This is a genomic window from Bosea vaviloviae (genome assembly GCF_001741865.1).
Lineage (GTDB): Bacteria > Pseudomonadota > Alphaproteobacteria > Rhizobiales > Beijerinckiaceae > Allobosea > Allobosea vaviloviae.
This window is the reverse complement of the sequence record NZ_CP017148.1, coordinates 25,047-43,316: the sequence shown is the minus strand read 5'-3', so window position 1 is coordinate 43,316 and position 18,270 is coordinate 25,047. Positions and strand designations below refer to the sequence as shown.

The window sequence follows — 18,270 nt, the reverse complement described above, 5'->3', positions numbered from 1 at the left end:
CCATGTCAGCTCGTATCATCGATGGCAAAGCCATAGCCGCGGGGTTGCGGGCTGAGCTCAAGGAGAAAGTCGAGGCTTTCGGCAAGACTGGCCGAACGCCCGGCCTTGCCGTCGTGCTCGTCGGAAACGATCCCGCCAGCGCCGTCTACGTCCGCGCGAAGGCGCGGCAAACCGTCGACGCCGGGATGCAGTCGTTCGAGCATCGACTTCCAGAAGTTGTGTCGCAAGACCAGCTGATGCGATTGGTCGAGACTCTCAACGACGACTTCGCCGTGGACGGGATCCTGGTCCAGCTGCCACTTCCGCCTCACATCGACGCGACTGCGCTTCTGTCGGCGGTCGATCCCGCCAAGGATGTCGACGGCTTCCATCCGATCAATGCCGGCCGCCTTGCGACGGGCGATACGCGCGCCCTGTCGCCCTGCACGCCGCTCGGTTGCATCCATCTGCTGAAGAGCGTCGAACCCGACCTCACGGGTGCGCATGCCGTTGTTTTGGGGCGGTCCAACATCGTCGGAAAACCCCTCGCTCAGTTGCTTCTGGGCGAGAACTGCACGGTCACGATCGCCCATTCCCGCACCCGCGACATCGCGGACCTTTGCCGCACCGCGGACGTCGTCGTCGCAGCGGCCGGCCAACCGGAAATGGTTCGCGGCGACTGGATCAAGCGCGGCGCGCTCGTCATCGACGTGGGCATCAACCGCATTGCGAGAGACGGTGGATACCGGCTGGTTGGAGACGTCGCTTTCGACGAGGTCTGCGACCGGGCTGGAGCCATCACGCCCGTCCCCGGCGGCGTCGGTCCGATGACGATCGCCTACCTGCTGCAAAACACGCTCAAGGCCGCACGCCAGCGTTCGGGCGCCGCCGCTATCTGAACCGGGCCGCGACGGCCTCGGTTCCGCGCGCAAGGATTCCGGCATCGATCGCTACAGCGGTAAACGACGAGCCTGCCGCGATGCAACGGCGCGCGAACGCCTCGTCCGGCGTCAGGATGCCGGCGGGTTTTCCCGCCGCGCGGATTTGGCTGATGGCAGCGAGAACCTCGGCCTCGACCGACGGATGGCCGGGCTCGCCGGCATATCCGAGACTGGCGGCGAGATCGGCGGGGCCGATGAACAACCCATCGACGCCTTCGACGCAAGCGATGCGCTCGATCTGTTGCAGAGCCTCGACCGTCTCGATCTGGATGAGCACGCAGAGTTCTTCGGTGGCGCGCTTTGCGTAGCCGGGAATCCGGCCGAACCGGGTCGCCCGCGTCAGCCCGGACACTCCGCGCACACCCGCCGGCGGATAGCGAGTGGCCGCGACGGCTGCGGCGGCCTCGTCGGCATCCTGGACATATGGGATGAGAAGCGTCTGTGCTCCAAAGTCGAGAAAGCGCTTGATGAGCACGACATCGTTCGACGCTGGCCTGACCACCGCCGACACATCGTAGGGTGCTACGGCCTGAAGTTGGGGGAGGACCGTCAGGGGGTCGCCGGGCGAATGCTCGGTGTCGAACAGCAACCAGTCATATCCGGCGCCTGCGACGGCTTCCGCCGCATACGACCCCGGAAGCGAGCACCAGAGCCCGATCTGCTGGCGGCCGGCCAGCAAGTCATGCTTGAAGCGATTGCGAGGCAGTTCCATGGCAGCCCTCAAACGAATGAAACGGAAATCGCACCGATCGGACCGTAATCGGCAGTCACCACGTCGCCGCGCTTGATGTCCACCGGCCGGGTGAACGATCCCCCCAGCACGATCTGACCCTTCTCGAGCTTGGCGCCGACGGCGTGCAGCTTGTTGACGAGCCAGGCCACGCCGGCGGCGGGATGACCCATGATCGCGGCAGAAACGCCGGATTCCTCGATGATGCCGTTGAGCGCCAACGTCGCGCCGATCCAGCGGATGTCGACGTCCATCGGGCGGATCGGCCGGCCGCCCACGACGATCGCCCCGAACGCGGCATTGTCGGCGATCGTATCGACGATCGCGCGCGGTACCTCGGTCCGGTAGTCGATGATCTCGAGCGCCGGCACGACGAACTCCGTGGCGCGCAGGACGTCGTAAATCCGACAGTTGGGACCCTGCAGATCCTCGCTCATCACGAAGGCCAGTTCGACCTCCAGCCTGGGCTTGATGAACAGGTCGGCGCGGATCTGCGCGCCGTCATTGTACAAGGCGTCGTCGAGAATGCGTCCATAGTCGGGTTCGTTGATCTTCGACGCCATCTGCATGGCGCGCGAGGTCAGGCCGATCTTGTGACCGGCGACCCGTGCGCCCGCGTCGATGCGTGCCTGGGCCCAGATGTCCTGCACGCGGTAGGCATCCTCGATCTCCATATGCGGGTAGGTGCGCGAAAGCTGAGGGCAGGGGACGCGGTCCCGTTCGGCCCGCAGGATCGCGGCGGCGGCCTCGCGCCGTTCGTCTTCCGTCAGCATGGGTTGGTCCTTCGTCTCAGCGAATCGGGGGGCGCGGCAGGATCGCCTCGCCCGGTTCCATGACATAGGTGTAGTCGAGCGAATACCAGGGTCCGGCCACATCCGGCTGCACCGGATGCGGCTCCTGATGCCGTACGAAGTCACCGATCAGCGATCGCGTCACGCCGAACTGAACGTCCGAGTCGATATGGGGGTCGTTGGGATCGTAGACCTGCGAGATCAACACCTTGAAGCCGGGCTTGAAGATCAGCGCGTGCAGATGTGCGGGCCGCATCGGGTGGCGGCGCTGCGCCTTCAGAAGACGCCCGACGACCCCGCTGGTCGGGATCGGATAGCCGATCATCATCACGGACCGGAACCAGAAGCGGCCGTCTCCGTCGGTGGTGAACTTGCCGCGGAGGTTCATCTCCGCCTGTTCGGGATCCTGGTTTTCGTACAGGCCCACCGGCGAGGCATGCCAGACATCGACCTCCGCGCCAGCGATAGGTCGGCCTTGGCCATCGATCACCCGCGCCGTCACGAAAAGCGGGTCGCCCTGGGTGTCGGACCGGAGAATCGAGCCGCCGTTCTCCACCCGGGGAGAGTCGAGGCGCCAGAACGGGCCGAGCAGCGATTGCGACGTTTCGGTGTTTCCGCCATCGCCATTGTTGAGCAGGCAGACAAGGGACGAGATGCCCAACGAACCTGCCATCAGCATCATTTCGTTGTGCGTGTCCGAAGCGAGCTGGCCGACCTCGTTGAGGACCGCAACGGCCTCCCGGAATTCCGCTTCCGTCAGCCTCACATCCCGGACGAAGCCGTGCAGATGGTGAACAAGCGACACCAGTATCTCGCGCAGTCGTAGATCGTCGGTGCGCGCCATCACGTCCAGGGTAGCGGTAGTTACGTCGGCCTCGCTTGCAATGAGCATGTCTCACTCCTTCGCCCAAACCTTCTTTTTTAATCGATTATTTGTCAAGGCGATTGCCTGCGTCGTGGGCGTGCTTACGCGGCCACGCCGAAAATAGGGCCAATAATGTCTAATTTCCTTGGAAATGTCGGGGATTTTTCATGACGCGGCATCATTCGGCTCGAAGATAAATCGATTTTAAAGAGTTACCTTCGGCATTCTGCCGCTGGTTTGCGGGCGGCCTGTCCAGCGGCGAAGGTCAAGGGAACAGAGGGTGACGAAGACCGAACGGGACTGGCCCACTCTATCTCTATCCTGAGGCAGGCAGGGTTCGCGAAACCACGTCCCCAAGGATCTGAACGCCTCTTTCGATCCGTTTAGGATCCAGCGCGGCCTAGCCCATGACGAGGCCCAGTCGTTCGGGCCGCGCGTGCCGAGGTTTGGGATCGTAAAGCGATGCGATGGAACGGACGCGGCTATCTTGTCGGCGAACTCATGCTTGATGCGGCGGCGGCCAAGGTCGTCTGATGCCGTCGATCACCCGTCGATGGGTTCCCTATCGAGGCGTTGGGTGGCTTCGGCCAATTACGTGGCGGGAAACGTGCATGCTCCGCAAGCCGGAGCCGTGCTGACGATGGCGCCGCTCGCCGCCGACCGTCGCAGTTCTCAGCCCTCGGCCTTGATGGCCTGTTAGCGGGCCTGTTCTCAAGGCTTGGCGGATAGAGCCCCAGCAGGGCGGCGCGCGTCGTAGGACGTTCGGCCGGACCGGCCACCCCCCAGTTTTGGGGTCAGCGCGAGGCGACCTCGAATTCGATGTCTCCAGGGCCATTTTCAGTAATGCGTCCGATCAGACCTTGGATGTCCCCGAGAACCCACAAATCTCGAACTTTGCGGCTTTCGAAGGTGAAAATCGGCGTCCCGTTCCACCAAACGTGACGCCCTGTCGCCGCATGACCGAACATGGCCTCGCGGTGAAGGCCGTGAAAGCGCAGCTTTGCCGACACCCTATGACCCTCCTCGATCATGACAAGGATGTCGGACGTATAGTTGCCCAGCGATCGGATCACCCAACGGACATTTCGACAGATACGACCTGACATCGAGGTGGAACTTGTTGAAGAGAAAACTATTCGACTTTTGCCGAAACTGATGTCCGGCAGAGTTGATGTCGCGTTTTTAAGGCCGCCTATACACGTGCCGCCAACCCTCGATTTTTGTCATCTTCTTTACGAAACGCCTATTGTGGCAGTTCCATCGACTCATCCGCTTGCCAGACGCAAGAAATTGTCAATAAGCGACATCATGAATGAGCCTCTGATCGTTCCCGATCGGCGGTCTCGCCCGCACAGTCATGACGTCACGATCAAGCTCTTCGAAAAATTTGGGCGAGTTCCAAGTATAGCGCAAATTGCGACCGAGAAGCAGACAATTATACATGTCGTGTCGACAGGGCTTGGGCTCGCGCTCGTGCCTCGTTGGATCTCGGGCATGTCACTTGCTGGCGTCACATACATTCCCTTGATTCTCGAGGAGGAGGATACGACAGGTCGTCTGCCTCTCGCCGCCGCATGGATGGCAGGTTCGCGTGACCCCACGAGGGATAGCTTGATGAAGCTAGTTCACGATAACATCGACAGGTATGCATCGCGAGCTTAGCAGAATGCGTCGTGAGATTTGCTTGTTAGCGAGGGCTCGCTGCACGGCATGGATGAGGTCGTCGAGATCAAATACATGGTGATGGGCGGTCTCGGCGTAATTCGTGCTCGCGAGCAGGCGGTGTCAGCCTATGTGGAGGCTGGGCTTTGCTCGTCCCGCATGCCAATTTCTTCGAGGCCCGCCGCACGAACGCCGAAGCGGGCCTTTGAGCCAGGCGATTAGAGGAGGTCTCGTGACCTACGAAAGATGCCGCCCCGCGAGGAAACCAAATACCATGGCGGGTCCCAGCGTGCTGCCCGCCCCCGGGTAGCTGCCACCCAGTACGCTGGCCATATCATTGCCGACGGCATAGAGACCGCCGACCGGACGCCCCTTCCGGTCCAGAACCCGCGCGTGGGCATCGACCTTGAGGCCGGCGAAGGTACCCAGATCGCCGATTTCCAGACACACCGCGTAGTATGGTGGAGTCCGAAGCGGTGCCAGGCACGGGTTGGGAGCGTGCGAGGGATCGCCCATGAACTTGTTATACGCCGTGCTTCCGCGTCCGAACTCGGGGTCTTGCCCGACCTCGGCCCGCGCATTGAAGCGGTCGATCGTCTCGCGAAATACGTTCGGGTCGACAGCCAGATGCGCTGCGAGCTCCTCCGGAGTGTTCCCTCGTTTGAGATAACCGGATTTCAGGTGTGGGCCGAGCGGCAAGGGCCACGGCTTGGCGTAACCGAGGCCATATTTCCGGATCGCCCGCTGGTCGCAGACAAGGTAGGCCAACACGGACATGCCGGGCGGGGTTGCAGCCACCATGGCAGGAACGAACGCGTGATAGGATTCTGCCTCGTTGACGAAACGGCGGCCGCTGCGGTCGATGGCGATAAAACCTGGCTTTTGTCGATCCACGAGATGAGGGAAGACCGATCTTTCTCGTTCCGAGATAACGGAAACCGGAACCCAGGCAGCAGCATGGGCCAGATCGGAACGAACAAGTCCACCCGCTGCCTCGCCGAGGCGAAGCCCATCGCCCTGGTTGCCTGCCGGGGCGGGTGAGGCATGCTCGCTTCCGGTGCGAACGTGCGGAAATAGACGTTGCTGCAGCGCCTGGTCGTGTGGAAATCCCCCGCATGCGAGCACGATCCCCCGCCGGGCCTCGACCCGCACTTGTGCGCCGTCGTGCTCGACCAAGGCCTCCGGGGAATCGCCATCGACCGATAGCTCTGTGACGGGTGCGCGCCGCCAGATCTTGACCTCAAGCCTCAGTAGGGTCTTCAGCAGGCGTGCGGCCAGCGCGTTGCCATTCGTTAGGCGGGTCCCGTAGCCGTAGCGCATCCTGTCCAGCTGATGGCGAGCCATCACGCGGGCAACATAGAGCGCGGAGCGCGCGGATCGCGACGCCCTCAGGAAGTGCCAGAGCTCGTCGCCTGATGCCAGGGTCATTCCTCCGAGCGTCATTTGCCGCAACGGTTCCCTCAACATCGGCCGAGCCTCGCCAAGCTCCCGACTGTCGAAAGGTTCGGTCAGTAGCGTGCGCCCCGTACCGGCACCGGGACGACCGGGATGATAGTCGGGAAACCTGGTCGCGCTGACGAACCGCACGTCGGTGTTCGCGTGGAAGAACGAGACCATTTCCGGTCCGGCAGTGAGGAATGCATCGAGCAACGGGTGATCGACATGGTTCCCGGCGAGGCTCTCGACATAGCGGCGGGCGTCATCGACGTCGTCCTCAACGCCCGCCGCCCGAGCCAGGGGATTGGCGGGGACCCACAGTCCCCCGCCGGAAAGCGCGGTCGTTCCACCGATGCGATCAGTCTTCTCGACCAACAGGACGTCGAGTCCAGCAAGCCTTGCGGTCACCGCCGCGGCCATGCCTCCCGCTCCGGAGCCGACCACGAGTACGTCGCACACATGCCGTTCGACGCCTGGTGGATCGGCACGGGACGGTGAAGGCGACGACATGCCCGTTTGTCCTATCGCATCCATGCGTCATCGGCCCGACGAGCGGGAGTATACGAACGAGTCGTATGGAAGCTCCGCAATTCGCTGATAGAGGAGCATGTCGCCTCGTATGGCGTTGATACTGGCGTACAGCTTCGCGAACTTTGGGTTCTTGGCTGAGAGCTCGTCGTAGAGCTTCATCGTCTCGTTGTAGCAGGCGTCGAGGATTTCCTTCGAGAACAGGCGCAGTTGGACGCCGGTACCCACCAGCCGCTTCAGTGCGGCTCCATTGCGGGCGTCGAGTTGGGCCAGCATCCGGTTGTTGGCCTCGTGGCAAGCTGACGTAAGCGCGGCCTGGTAGGAGGCGGGAAGATCGTTCCAGCGCTTCAGGTTGACGAAGAAATGCAGCATGGGGCCGCCTTCCCACCAGCCGGGCGAATAATAATACTTCGCTACCCGGGCGAAGCCGAGCTTCTCGTCGTCGTAGGCGCCGGACCATTCCACTGCGTCAATCGTACCTCTCTCCAGAGCGGCATAGATGTCGCCGCCTGCGATCTGCTGAGGCACGACGCCTAGGCGCAAAAGGATCTGGCCTCCCATCGCCCCAATCCTCATCTTCAGACCCTTGAGATCGTCCAGCGTGGCGATCTCCTTCCGGAACCAGCCTCCCATTTGCGCGCCGGTGTTGCCGCAGGGATGACCCCATAGGTTGAAGCCGGAGTAGAACTCGTTCATGAGGTTCAGGCCTCCGCCTTCGAACGTCCACGCCTGCAGCTGGCGAGCGTTGAAGATGAAAGGTAGGCCCGATCCTACGGCGAAGCTGATGTCCTTCCCCAAGCCATAGAAGCTCACGGAATGGCAGCACTCGACCGTGTCGTTCGAAACGGCATCCAGGGCCTCGAGCCCCCCGACGATCTCGCCGGGGGCGAAGACCTGCAGCTCCAGACCGCCCTCGGTCAGTTCGGAGACGCGCTTCGCAAGGAAGACACCTGCTCCGAAGCTGGTGTCCAAGCTTTTTGGGAAGCTCGATACCATGCGCCATTTCAGTTTGGGGCGGCCTTGCGCGATCGCGGGCCGTGCCATCACGGATGCGGCGGCGACGCCCGCCGCGGCTGTAAGGATTTCGCGCCTCTTCATGTCCGTTCCTCCTCAGGTTGTTTCATTTTCGACGGATGCACCTCTATCGCCCGGTCGTCATTCGCCGAGGTACGCCGCTCGCAAGCGTTCGTCCCCCAACAGCGCTTTGGCGGTATCGGCCTGCGTGATCCGTCCGGTCTCGATGACATAGCCTCGGGTTGCGATGCGAAGCGCGGCCACGGCATTTTGCTCGACCAGGAGAATGGCCATGCCGTCGCGCGTGAGCTGACCTACGATGTCGAGAATGGTATCGACCAAGTTGGGGGCGAGCCCCATGGACGGCTCGTCAAGCATCAAGACCCGCGGAGAGGACATCAGGGCGCGCCCAATGGCGAGCATCTGTTGCTGCCCGCCCGACAAGCCCCCCGCCGCCGCATGTCGCTTCTCCGCGAGCGCCGGAAACAGATCGAAGACGCGGTCCCTCTTCCGCGCGACGGCGCCGCTCCGGTCCAGATAGGCTCCCAGCCGGAGGTTGTCCTCGACTGAGAGGGGCCCGAAGACCTGTCGGCCCTCCGGCACATGGGCGAGGCCGCGGACCACGCGCAGATGGGCCGGCATGTGCCGGATCGGCTCGCCGTCGAGACGGATATCCCCGGACGTCAGTGGCTGCAGGCCGGAGATCGAGCGCAGCAGCGTCGTCTTGCCGGCGCCGTTTGAACCCACCAAGGCAACGAGTTCGGCCTTGTCGACGCGCAGCGACAGGCCATGGAGAATTTGGATCGGGCCGTAGCCGCCCGACGCTCCGGAGACCTCAAGCACGGGCTGCCTCCTCTGCACCGAGGCGGCCGAGATAGGCTTCGATGACCGCTGCGTTCGAACGGATGTCGGCCGGCGCGCCCTTGGCGATCACGCGCCCTCGATCGAGTACGACGATACGATCAGAGATCGACATGACGAGGCGCATGTCGTGCTCGACCAGGACCACGGCCCGGCCATCGTCGGCCAGCGATCTGATGAGCGCGCCCAGCTCGCGCGTCTCTGCGGGGTTGCACCCCGCGGCAGGCTCGTCGAGCATGAGAACCTTTGGTTCGGTCGCAAGCGCCCTGGCGATCTCGAGCCGCCTGAGGGCGCCATAGGGCAGGGTTCCTGCCATTGCCGATGTCTGCGCTTCCAAGCCTACTCGACGGACGAGCTCTGCGGCCCGCGATTTGCTGGCATCATATTGCCTCGCTACGCTCGGAAGGCGCAGCAGGTCGCCGAGGAAGCTGTGGCGTTCCTGCAGATGACGGCCGACCAGCACGTTGTCGAGCAGGCTCATTTCCGTGAAGACCTGTAGATTTTGGAAGGTCCGAGACAGCCCCATGCCCGCGAGCCGATGGGGCGGCAGTCCGTTGATGTCCCGGCCATTGAGCTCTACGTGTCCGCTCGATGGCCGATAGAGACCTGAGACGACATTGAAAAGCGTCGTCTTTCCGGCCCCGTTGGGACCGATGATCGCCAGGACTTCGCCGGGAATCGCGTCGAATCCGACCTCGTTCAGGGCCTTTACGCCGCCGAAGGCGATCGAGACGTCGTGGGCGCGCAAGATGTTCATCGCGTCCGCCGTTTCGTGAGTGCGGCAAGTGCCGGCACGACGCCACCAGGCAGGAAGATCATGACCACGACGACGATCGCGCCCAGGACGAGGGTTTCGTAATCCTGCATGACGGTCAGCATCTGCGGCAGGAGCACCAGTATGGCCGAACCTACGATCGCGCCGACCACGGAATGAACCCCGCCCAGGACCGACATGGTGACCATCTCGACCGACTGCAGGAAACTGGACTGGTCAGGTGTGACGAAGCCGTTCGAGAGGCCCAGCAGCGACCCGGCGAACGAGGCATAGATGGCGGCGAGGACGAAGGCGCGCAGCTTCATTCGGCTGACGTCGATGCCCATCACGCTGGCAGCAACTTCGCTGTCGCGGAGGGCGCGAAAGGCTCGGCCTGTCGTGGTCCCATCAAGGTTCAGCACGAGCCAGCCACCGATCAGCAAGCTGATCGCGCTGATCCAGTACCAGGCCGCGGGCTGCCGGAGGTTCATGCCGAAGACCACAGGTCGTTGCACCTGCATCCCGTCGGGCCCACCAGTCCAGCCGGCCTCGTTCGTCAACACCATGCTGATGAGGAAGCCGAGGCCAAGGGTCGCGATGGCAAGATAATGTCCCTTCAAGCGCAGGATCGGCCGGCCGACAACGAAGGCGAGAGCGCCCGAAATGAACGCGCCGACAATAGGGGTCACGAGCGGCGACACGCCAAAGTGGGTTGGGAGGATCGCGGCGCTGTAGGCGCCGATGCCGAAGAAGCCGGCCTGTCCGAGGCTGACCTGACCCGCCTGCCCGATAAGCACCGTCAGCCCCAACGTGGCGAGCGCGAAGATCCAGACGAGGGTGGCGATCCGGAGAAAATACGCGTTTGGCAAAAGCCAACCCAACAGGACGATGACGCCGGCCAGGGCGGCGACGACGAGGTGACGGTCGCTGAGGCGGTAGGGCATTTGGCTCACACGCGATTGATGCTGCGCCGCCCGAGCAACCCGTTGGGCGCGAGCAGGAGCACGGCGAAGGTGGCGAGAAACGCGATCGCGTCCTTGTAGGCGGAGCTGAGATACCCGGCCGCAAGCGCCTCGGCGAGGCCGAGCAGCAGGCCGCCCGCGACGGCGCCGAGAGGACTGCCCATCCCGCCCAGCATCGCAGCAGCGAAGCCTTTCAGTGCGAGCATCGTGCCGACGTCGTAGCTGGTCAGGGTGATCGGCGTGACGAGAATGCCCGCGATCGCTCCGATCGCGGCAGACCCGCCGAAGGCGATCAGCATGATGCGCCGCAGGTCGATTCCGACCAACTGGGCCGCGAGCCGGTTGGCAGCCGTGGCCAGCAGCGCCTTGCCGACCAGCGTCCGTTCCAGCAGGAGCCAGAAGACGAGCGATGCCGCCGCCATCCCGCCGATGACAAGGAAGGCCTGTGACTGCACGGCCGCGCCAAAGATCATGACCGGCTCCTCGGTGAGGAACGGCTTCAGGCCATGGAACTGTTTGCCGAACAGGATCTGGGCAGAGCCGCGCAGGAAGATCGAGACGCCGATCGTGATGATGATGATCGTCACGGGCGACGCGCGTGCGGCTGGTGCGACTGCGAAGATGTAGATCGCGATGCCGACCATGATCGCCACGGCCACCGCGCCGGCTGCTGCCGCCTCGAGGGGCAGCCCGTACGCTGTGAGGGCAACCGTGACCATGCCCCCGATCATCACGAACTCACCCTGCGCGAAATTCACGATGCCGGAGCAGTTGTAGATCAGCGTGAACCCCAGGGCGACGAGCGCATAGACCGACCCGATCGTTATGCCCGTCGCGAGGTACTGTAGCAGTTCAGCCATGACGCTTGCCCGGTCTACGTGATGCGTTGAGGTTCGACTCGGCGGTTCGGTCGTGGTGCCGGTAGCAGTTCGGGGGGCGGCCTAGTTGGCCAGCGTCCAATCGCCGTTCTTGATGACGATCATCTTGAAGGCGGAGGGCCCGAGGCCGAGATGGTCCTGGCTGTCGAAGCTGAAGACGCCGCCCGTGCCGACGAACTCCTTCGTCGTCTCGATCGCGTCGCGAAGCTTTTCGGGGTCGAGGGATTTGGCCCGTTTCGCGGCGTCCGCCACGATCATCAGCGCGTCGTAGGCATGTCCGCCGAACGTTGAGACCGGTTGGCCGGTGGCCGCTTCGTAGGTCTGCTTGTAAGCCATCACCACGGGCTTCTGGATGTCCGAGGCGGGCAGCTGGCCCGCGATCAGCAACGCTGCAGAGGGGAGGCGAACGCCTTCCGAGGCGGCGCCTGTCAGCTCGATGAAACTCTTCGAGGCCACACCGTGGCTCTGATACAGCGCGACGTTCGAGAAGCCGAGCTGGGCGAAGTTGCGGGTGACGATGGCGGGGCTTTGCCCTGCGCCGGCGTTGAGGACGGCCTGGAGTCCGGCCACCGCTTTGATCTTGGCCAGCTGGGCCGTCATGTCGCTGTCGCGTGCGCCGTATTTCTCGTCGGCGACGATCTGCACGCCGAACCTGGGCGCGACGGCGACGCATTGATCGCGCATCGACTGACCGAGCCCGTCGCTGCCTGAGATCAGGCCGACCTTCGAAAGGCCGCGTGCCTTCATGTCCTCGAAGATCCGCTCGCAAGCCATCCTGTCGGTGTGCGGAACCTTGAAGACGAACTTGCGCACCGGTTCGATGATGCTGATGCCGCTGGCAAGCGAGATGAACGGGACGCCACGCTCCTCGAACACGGGAAGCATCGCCATGGAAGCGCCGGTCGTGGTTCCGCCGATCATCGCGGCGATCTTGCCGTCGTCCAGAAGGCGGGTCGCGAAGGTCCGGGCCTTGTTGGCATCGCTGCCGTCGTCGTAGATCACGAGCTTGATCTGCTTGCCGAGCAGACCGCCTTCGGCATTGAGCTTGTCGACATAGATCCGCAGGGTCTTTTCCTCGGGCTCTCCAAGGAAGGCGGCCGCGCCCGTCACCGACAGCACTGCCCCGATTGTCACGGTGTCTTGAGCTGGAGCTGGAGCCGCAGCCACGGACAAAAGCCCCGCAAGAACGAGTGCTCGCATGTTTCCCTCCCTGAGAACCGGTTCGATCGCCGGATTAATTGATTGCAGTTAAGACGGTCGGGCCGGCCGCAATGTCCCCCTTCTGAGGGGACGCTTTCTTGGTCGGCTACGCGCTATCGGCGACCTTGGGTCGCTGGGTGTCGAAGCGGCGAACGTCAATCCGTAGCCATGAGGAGGTCATGCTTCGTGATCGAGAGCACTCGGGACGGGTACCGGATACCGACCTTTGCCACCTACACGCCCTTGGACGGAGGGGCGCGGACCCGCCACCCGGTCGTGGTCGTGGGCGGCGGATTGAGCGGCCTCACGCTGGCATGCGATCTGGCGGCCCGTGGGCAGCATGTCGTTCTATTGGACGAGGATGACACGGTCGGCGTCCGGGGCTCGGCCTCGCGGGGCATCGTCTATGCGCAGAAGAGCCTCGAGATATTCGACCGGCTCGGCGTTTTCGATCGTATCGCGTCCAAGGGGGTCGCCTGGTCGATCGGACGGTCGCTGGTCGAGGACGAGGTCGTCTATTCCTTCGACGCTGCGCGCGGGAATCTGTCCTGCCAGCCGCCCTTCCTCAACATTCAGCAGTTCTACGTCGAATGGTTTCTCGCCGAGCGGCTGCACGGACATCCGCTGACCGACATCCGCTGGGGCAACAAGCTGACCGGGGTGCGCGCGAACGATGACTTCGTCACGCTGGAGGTCGAATGGTCCGGAGGCCGCTACGAGATCGAGGCCGACTGGGTGGTCGATTGCGGGGGACTGAACAGCACGCTGCGCAACTGTCTCGCCTTGCCGACCTATCCTGCGAAAGGCACCGAGCGCTGGCTGATCTGCGACGTACGATTTGCCGACGCGCTTCCCGACGAAAGATGGACCTGGATCCGCACGCGCGCCAACGACGGGCGCGCCGTGTGGCGCCACCCGATGGCTGACGGGATTTGGCGGATCGACTTTCAGCTCGATGCCGGCGACGACACGGAGCCGAGCGAGGAAACCTGTCACGCTCTGCTGCGGCGGTTGCTTGGTCCCGACGTCGCCTTCGATCTCGTCTGGTATGGCCCTTGGGCCTCGCGAACCCATCTGCTCGACGATTTCCGCCGGGATCGCATCCTCTTTGCCGGCGACAGCGCCCACGTCTTTCCGCCTTTCGGCGCCCGCGGCGGCAATAGCGGCATCCAGGATGCCGACAACCTCGGCTGGAAACTTGCGCTGGTGCTGGCGGGACTGGCGCCTGAGCGACTGCTCGACAGTTACGACGCGGAGCGCCGCGCCGCCGCCATCCACAACACCAAGATCGCCTCCCGCAGCCTGCGCTTCGTCTCCCCCACGACGGTCCAGGAGCGTCTCATTCAGGAGCAGGTGATCGCGCTGGCACGGCGCTACCCGTTCGCCCGAGCCCTCGTCAACACCGGCAGGCTGTCCGAGGCCTTCGCGTATCCGACGTCCCCCTTCATCGCCTTTGGAGGCGGAGGCTCCGTCCCCAATGCGCGCATCGGCTATGCTGACGGTCGCTCGGGCACCCTCGTCGATCTCGTCAGGGACGGGTCGAGCTTCATTCTGCTTACGCGCAATCCCGCCACGCCCGCGCCGGAACATGCGATGTTGAAGGTCCTTTCCATCGGCCAGGGAGACGGAGCCGACATCAGGGACCCGGCTGGGGAGCTGAGCGAGCGGCTCGGCCTGTCCCGGCACGAGGCGGTGCTGATCCGGCCGGATCTCCATATCGCCGGGCATCTGGACGAAGTCGGCGAGGATAGCGTTCACGCTTTACTCGCGGCGGCTCTCGGGGCTGGTACGGCCGAAAATCAAGGAGCCGGGGAATGAACGTCGAAACAATCGCCATTCCGGCTCCCGATGATTTTTACGAGGCCTTCTGCCGGAAGCACGAGGGACTGACTCTTGAGGAAAGCGCTGCGTTCAATATCCGTCTGATCTTTCTGCTGGCCAACCAGGTGGCAGACCGGAACGTACTGCGCGCCTGTCTTGACGCCGCCGGTGCGCCCAGTGACCATCTTCCGGTCTCGATCAAGCTGTAGCCTGAAAGGGAAGGCCCAGCGATAGTCCGTCCACATCGCCCGGGTATCGCAGAACCTTCCTCAATGGGTTAGGCAACGATCCCGTCGTTGCGATCGGTTTGCCGCCAGGGCGTTATCCCGACCTCCTCAACGCTTCTCTTGCCGGGCCGGCGTGGCTGGTATGGTTGCTCCGCCGAATCTCCCATCCGGCCCCGACCTTGGAAAAGCGATTCGCACAGCATGGCCCAGCCAGATAGCAGGACGTCGCGAAGTGCCTGGCGTCACGCCAATATCGGCCGACTCCTGAACAATGCCGTCGGGCGCTTTGAGGCCCGCGTTCTGTATCTGATGAAGGAATGCGGGCACGCCGAAACGCGCATCGCGCATGTCAGCCTCACGCGCAATCTCGACGTGGATGGCACGCGGCTTACCGAACTTGCTCGGCGGGCCTCGATGAGCAAGCAAGCGATGGGCGAGCTGGTCGACCAATGCGCTGCGCTGGGACTGATCACACGTGCCGCCGATCCGAGCGACCGTCGCGCCCGCATCGTCGCCTTCACGCCTGCTGGGTTGGCGTGGCTCGAAGACTTCCGCGCCGCCGTCGACATCGCCGAGCGTGAGATGCGCTCGGAACTGGGCGAAGAGAGCATGAACATGATGTTGAAGGGTCTGGCGGCGTATGGATCGACCTTTGACACCCTCATGCCATGAGGCGTTTCGTCAGGGCGATTGACTAATTTGATCAGGCTGCCTTACCATCTTCGGAAAGAAGATTAGTGGGGAAATGTCCTGAAGCTCTCAAGGTGTGGTGATGCCCGGGTGGTCGGGTAGGGCGGGTATCGGCAAGCGGCGCGTGTCATAGACTCAAATCTGCTTCATTGTGTCGGCGACACGATAAAGCAGAAGCAAGTCCACTGGGCTTCGCAAGGCTCGGTATCGCAGCGAGCGTTAGCATTGCCATCTTCGATCTGCTGACAGTACGCGACGCCAAGTTGAAGCGTGGCCGCCGCGCGGCGGGACTCTGCCACGCATCCAGCAATTTGCCGGCGTGCAGTGCGGCTCTGCGATCAAGCGCGTGACACGGCCCGAAACTCGCGGCCTGGCAAGAAAAAAACAGACCTCATTGAAGGAGACTTGACGATGAAGATCGCCATTTCGGGCGCCGGCATCGGCGGTTTGGCAGCGGCCTTGTGCCTGCACGAGAAGGGGCATGACGTCCGAGTCTACGAAGCGGTGGAGAGGCTGCAGCCTCTCGGCGTTGGGATTAACGTCATGCCCCATGCTTCGGGCGTGTTGCACGGGCTTGGTGTTGGCGCCGCTCTCGACGAAATGGCGATCCGCACCCGCGCGATCGAATACCGCACGCGCTTCGGCCATCTGATCCAGTCAGACCCTCGTTCTGTCGAGGCGGGCTTCGAATATCCGCAGTATTCGGTTCACCGGGGCGAGTTGCAATTCCTGCTGCTCGAGGCGGTGCGCTCCCGGATGGGGCAAGATGCGGTCGTGCTCGGTAAGGCGGTTTCCAGCTTCACGCAGGACGAGCGGGGCGTGCATACGGATTTCGCCGACGGCACTCGCCACGAGTGCGATCTGCTTATCGGGGCCGATGGCTTCCGTTCGATGGTGCGCCGGCAGCTTCATCCGCAAGAAGCGCCTCCGCATTACGAAGGGACGATGATGTGGCGCGGGGCCAATCTACAGGCTCCCTTCGCCGACGGGCGGACCATGTTCATCGCAGGCGACCACGACGTGAAATTCGTCTGTTACCCGATCAGCGGGCGCGCCGCTCGCGACGGCAAGGCTCTGATCAACTGGGTGGCCGAAGTGCGCCACGACCGGCCACGCGCGGCTGAGGAGGCCGACTGGACCCGTGAAGGAGACCGGGATTTCATCGCGGGATTCTCCGGCTTTCAGATGCCGGACCTCGACATTTCGGCGTTACTCAAGAACACTCAGAAGATCACCCAGTATCCGATGATCGACCGCGACCCGTTGCCGTGGTGGACAGAGGGGAGGGTCACGTTGCTCGGCGATGCGGCGCACCCGATGTACCCGATGGGCGCGAACGGTGCGTCGCAGGCGATCATCGACGCTCGGGTTCTCGCCCACTCACTGGCCGCGCAGCCCGGGCCGAAAGGGCTTCTTACCTATGAAGCCATCCGGCGGCCGCTCACGACCGAGGTGGTCCTCAACAACCGCAATTCTGGCCCCGAGCGCGTGCTCGATATCGCAGCGGCTCGCGTCAAGGGCCCGGAGGATCGGATCAAGGATCTGATCTCCGCCGCCGAACTGGAGGAAGTCGCAGCGAATTACCGGCAAGTTGCCGGCTTTCTGAAGAGGGCGGTCTAGCGCAAGCTGGTCCAACGCCATGCCATCTCAGGTTGCGACCGGTTACGGGCGTTGTCGAGGCTCATTCATTTTGACAAGTCTCTGCGCCTCACAGAGCGGGATCGCACCTCTGGAGCGCTCAAGCCCCAAGAGATCCTCAATTGGGAACGGGGAATCGAGAGCGATGCTCGGAGCGGATCGTTGGCAGTTGAATCCAGGCGAGCGCTTTCGACCGGTTGGCCGTTCCGTTTCGATCGCTGAGCGCGCTATTGGGAGAGGACGGCACCATGCCGTCAAGACGCTAGGGTGCCCGCGCGCGTGCCTCTCAAGCCGGAAGCCTCGTAGTCCTCAGTTAGAGAGCCGCTGGGTTTATTTAGTCCATCCAGATGTTGGCATCTGATTTTTGGCGGATGTGCTCGACCAGGAAATCGGAGAAGACGCGAATCTTCGCCGGCAGCCTGAGGCGGTTCTGATAGGCGATGTTCATCGTCAGCATCGGCAGTTCCCAATCCATCAGGATCGGGACGAGCCGACCCGCCACGATGTCCGGCTGCACGATGTAGAGCGGCTGGATCAGAATGCCGAGCCCGGCCAGCGCCGCCTGCCGCACGACCTGGCCGTCATTACTGTCGAGGGCCGCGGAGATGCGGATCGTCTCGGCGACGGTGCCGCGCCGCAGGTGAAGCGAATAGGGATCGTTGGCGAGATTGTAGACGAGCATGTCATGGCGCGCGAGTTCGGCGGGACTCTGCGGCACGCCATGCGCCGAAAAATAACCGGGCGACGCCGCCAGAACCCGGCGCATCTGGCCAAGCCGGCGCACGATGATGTTGGAATCCGGCTCCTGCTCGCGCGTGCGGATCGCGACGTCGATGCCCGCCTCGATGAAGTCGGGATATCGATTGGCCGCGGTGATCTGGACGTTGAGCTTCGGATAGAGCGCGCGGAAGGCCGGCAGCATCGGGGCGAGGTAGATCGTCGCGAAGGACAATGAGCTGGTCACCCGCAACAGGCCTTTCGGCGACAGGGTGCGCTCGCTGACCGCGTCCTCCGCCTCGGCCAGTTCGTTGAGTAGAGCGCCGCAGCGCTGCAGGAATTCCTGACCGGCTTCCGTGAGCCAGAGCCGGCGCGTGTTGCGCTCGATCAGCCGGGCCGCCAGCCGCTCCTCCAGCGCGGCGAGATGGCGGCTCGCCGCCGCGTTCGACATGCCCAGCGTGTCCGCGGCTTTCGACAAGCTGTTCAGCTCTGCCGTTTTCACGAACACTTCGAGCTGGGTCAGCCGGTCCATATTTCCACCTAGAGGAAAAGAGAGTTCCTGATTCAGGTATTTA

18 protein-coding genes are annotated in these 18,270 nt (G+C 63.4%); 6 read left to right on the top strand and 12 right to left on the bottom strand.

From position 1 onward, the window contains the following. The first annotated feature begins 2 nt into the window (after window positions 1-2). A complete protein-coding gene (gene folD, locus BHK69_RS29800) occupies window positions 3-878 on the top strand; it encodes a bifunctional methylenetetrahydrofolate dehydrogenase/methenyltetrahydrofolate cyclohydrolase FolD (RefSeq protein ID WP_069694112.1) in 876 nt (291 codons plus the stop codon). Here the strand turns inward: folD and BHK69_RS29795 are convergent. The 4 genes from BHK69_RS29795 to BHK69_RS29780 all read right to left on the bottom strand — a co-directional run bounded on the left by BHK69_RS29795 (window position 871) and on the right by BHK69_RS29780 (window position 4,412). Beyond that, the gene (locus tag BHK69_RS29795) at window positions 871-1,632 is read right to left on the bottom strand and encodes an aldolase/citrate lyase family protein (RefSeq protein ID WP_069694111.1); all 762 of its coding nucleotides are present in this window, start codon (window positions 1,630-1,632) and stop codon (window positions 871-873) included. The two genes, folD and BHK69_RS29795, sit on opposite strands and share 8 nt — an antisense overlap. A gap of 8 nt (window positions 1,633-1,640) precedes the next feature. Further along, window positions 1,641-2,423, bottom strand: coding sequence for a 2-oxo-hept-4-ene-1,7-dioate hydratase (gene hpaH, locus BHK69_RS29790; protein WP_069694110.1), 783 nt, complete (start codon window positions 2,421-2,423; stop codon window positions 1,641-1,643). A 16-nt stretch (window positions 2,424-2,439) separates the two neighbouring features. After that, on the bottom strand, window positions 2,440-3,333 hold the full coding sequence (locus BHK69_RS29785) for a dioxygenase family protein (protein ID WP_069694109.1): 894 nt from the start codon (window positions 3,331-3,333) through the stop codon (window positions 2,440-2,442). A 767-nt stretch (window positions 3,334-4,100) separates the two neighbouring features. Beyond that, complete coding sequence (locus BHK69_RS29780; RefSeq protein ID WP_083269932.1) at window positions 4,101-4,412, bottom strand: ester cyclase; 312 nt, start codon at window positions 4,410-4,412, stop codon at window positions 4,101-4,103. 4 nt (window positions 4,413-4,416) lie between these two features. Between BHK69_RS29780 and BHK69_RS33670 the strand changes: the two genes are divergently transcribed. After that, window positions 4,417-4,968 (top strand): LysR family substrate-binding domain-containing protein, encoded by a 552-nt coding sequence (locus tag BHK69_RS33670; RefSeq protein ID WP_158516306.1) that lies wholly within the window; start codon window positions 4,417-4,419, stop codon window positions 4,966-4,968. A gap of 237 nt (window positions 4,969-5,205) precedes the next feature. On the opposite strand, the gene BHK69_RS29770 is transcribed toward BHK69_RS33670, so the two are convergent. The 7 genes from BHK69_RS29770 to BHK69_RS29740 form a co-directional block, all read right to left on the bottom strand. Beyond that, entirely contained in the window at window positions 5,206-6,825 is a 1,620-nt protein-coding gene (locus BHK69_RS29770; protein ID WP_244548590.1) for an FAD-binding protein, read from the bottom strand. 117 nt (window positions 6,826-6,942) lie between these two features. Next, entirely contained in the window at window positions 6,943-8,031 is a 1,089-nt protein-coding gene (locus BHK69_RS29765) for a TRAP transporter substrate-binding protein (protein ID WP_069694105.1), read from the bottom strand. A 57-nt stretch (window positions 8,032-8,088) separates the two neighbouring features. Next, window positions 8,089-8,790: an ABC transporter ATP-binding protein gene (locus BHK69_RS29760; protein WP_069694104.1), complete on the bottom strand. Its 702-nt coding sequence runs from the start codon at window positions 8,788-8,790 to the stop codon at window positions 8,089-8,091. Next, window positions 8,783-9,565 carry an ABC transporter ATP-binding protein gene (locus tag BHK69_RS29755; protein ID WP_069694103.1) on the bottom strand — a complete coding sequence of 261 codons (783 nt, stop codon included), beginning with the start codon at window positions 9,563-9,565 and terminating at the stop codon, window positions 8,783-8,785. Before BHK69_RS29755 ends, BHK69_RS29760 begins: the two co-directional genes overlap by 8 nt. Continuing rightward, on the bottom strand, window positions 9,562-10,506 hold the full coding sequence (locus BHK69_RS29750) for a branched-chain amino acid ABC transporter permease (protein WP_069694102.1): 945 nt from the start codon (window positions 10,504-10,506) through the stop codon (window positions 9,562-9,564). The genes BHK69_RS29755 and BHK69_RS29750 overlap by 4 nt, the downstream gene beginning before the upstream one ends. Window positions 10,507-10,511: 5 nt before the next feature. Further along, window positions 10,512-11,384, bottom strand: coding sequence for a branched-chain amino acid ABC transporter permease (locus BHK69_RS29745; RefSeq protein WP_069694101.1), 873 nt, complete (start codon window positions 11,382-11,384; stop codon window positions 10,512-10,514). Window positions 11,385-11,465: 81 nt separating this feature from the next. Next, the gene (locus BHK69_RS29740; protein WP_069694100.1) at window positions 11,466-12,602 is read right to left on the bottom strand and encodes an ABC transporter substrate-binding protein; all 1,137 of its coding nucleotides are present in this window, start codon (window positions 12,600-12,602) and stop codon (window positions 11,466-11,468) included. A 186-nt stretch (window positions 12,603-12,788) separates the two neighbouring features. Between BHK69_RS29740 and BHK69_RS29735 the strand changes: the two genes are divergently transcribed. From BHK69_RS29735 to BHK69_RS29720, 4 genes are all read left to right on the top strand, one after another. Continuing rightward, entirely contained in the window at window positions 12,789-14,420 is a 1,632-nt protein-coding gene (locus tag BHK69_RS29735) for an FAD-dependent oxidoreductase (RefSeq protein WP_158516305.1), read from the top strand. Next, complete coding sequence (locus BHK69_RS29730) at window positions 14,417-14,632, top strand: DUF2783 domain-containing protein (protein ID WP_069694098.1); 216 nt, start codon at window positions 14,417-14,419, stop codon at window positions 14,630-14,632. The genes BHK69_RS29735 and BHK69_RS29730 overlap by 4 nt, the downstream gene beginning before the upstream one ends. A gap of 219 nt (window positions 14,633-14,851) precedes the next feature. Next, window positions 14,852-15,322: a MarR family winged helix-turn-helix transcriptional regulator gene (locus tag BHK69_RS29725; RefSeq protein ID WP_069694097.1), complete on the top strand. Its 471-nt coding sequence runs from the start codon at window positions 14,852-14,854 to the stop codon at window positions 15,320-15,322. A gap of 429 nt (window positions 15,323-15,751) precedes the next feature. After that, window positions 15,752-16,960, top strand: coding sequence for a flavin-dependent oxidoreductase (locus BHK69_RS29720; RefSeq protein ID WP_069694096.1), 1,209 nt, complete (start codon window positions 15,752-15,754; stop codon window positions 16,958-16,960). Between the two features lie 352 nt (window positions 16,961-17,312). Here BHK69_RS29720 and BHK69_RS29715 read toward each other — a convergent pair whose 3' ends face one another. Next, entirely contained in the window at window positions 17,313-18,227 is a 915-nt protein-coding gene (locus BHK69_RS29715; protein ID WP_069694095.1) for a LysR family transcriptional regulator, read from the bottom strand. Window positions 18,228-18,270 lie beyond the last annotated feature (43 nt).

Excerpts from the sequence above, each read along its gene's own strand:
- folD (WP_069694112.1), top strand. The coding sequence starts at position 3 with ATGTCAGCTCGTATCATCGATGGCAAAGCCATAGCCGCGGGGTTGCGG.
- BHK69_RS29795 (WP_069694111.1), bottom strand. The coding sequence starts at position 1,632 with ATGGAACTGCCTCGCAATCGCTTCAAGCATGACTTGCTGGCCGGCCGC.
- hpaH (WP_069694110.1), bottom strand. The coding sequence starts at position 2,423 with ATGCTGACGGAAGACGAACGGCGCGAGGCCGCCGCCGCGATCCTGCGG.
- BHK69_RS29785 (WP_069694109.1), bottom strand. The coding sequence starts at position 3,333 with ATGCTCATTGCAAGCGAGGCCGACGTAACTACCGCTACCCTGGACGTG.
- BHK69_RS29780 (WP_083269932.1), bottom strand. The coding sequence starts at position 4,412 with ATGTCAGGTCGTATCTGTCGAAATGTCCGTTGGGTGATCCGATCGCTG.
- BHK69_RS29770 (WP_244548590.1), bottom strand. The coding sequence starts at position 6,825 with ATGGCCGCGGCGGTGACCGCAAGGCTTGCTGGACTCGACGTCCTGTTG.
- BHK69_RS29765 (WP_069694105.1), bottom strand. The coding sequence starts at position 8,031 with ATGAAGAGGCGCGAAATCCTTACAGCCGCGGCGGGCGTCGCCGCCGCA.
- BHK69_RS29755 (WP_069694103.1), bottom strand. The coding sequence starts at position 9,565 with ATGAACATCTTGCGCGCCCACGACGTCTCGATCGCCTTCGGCGGCGTA.
- BHK69_RS29750 (WP_069694102.1), bottom strand. The coding sequence starts at position 10,506 with ATGCCCTACCGCCTCAGCGACCGTCACCTCGTCGTCGCCGCCCTGGCC.
- BHK69_RS29745 (WP_069694101.1), bottom strand. The coding sequence starts at position 11,384 with ATGGCTGAACTGCTACAGTACCTCGCGACGGGCATAACGATCGGGTCG.
- BHK69_RS29740 (WP_069694100.1), bottom strand. The coding sequence starts at position 12,602 with ATGCGAGCACTCGTTCTTGCGGGGCTTTTGTCCGTGGCTGCGGCTCCA.
- BHK69_RS29730 (WP_069694098.1), top strand. The coding sequence starts at position 14,417 with ATGAACGTCGAAACAATCGCCATTCCGGCTCCCGATGATTTTTACGAG.
- BHK69_RS29725 (WP_069694097.1), top strand. The coding sequence starts at position 14,852 with ATGGCCCAGCCAGATAGCAGGACGTCGCGAAGTGCCTGGCGTCACGCC.
- BHK69_RS29720 (WP_069694096.1), top strand. The coding sequence starts at position 15,752 with ATGAAGATCGCCATTTCGGGCGCCGGCATCGGCGGTTTGGCAGCGGCC.
- BHK69_RS29715 (WP_069694095.1), bottom strand. The coding sequence starts at position 18,227 with ATGGACCGGCTGACCCAGCTCGAAGTGTTCGTGAAAACGGCAGAGCTG.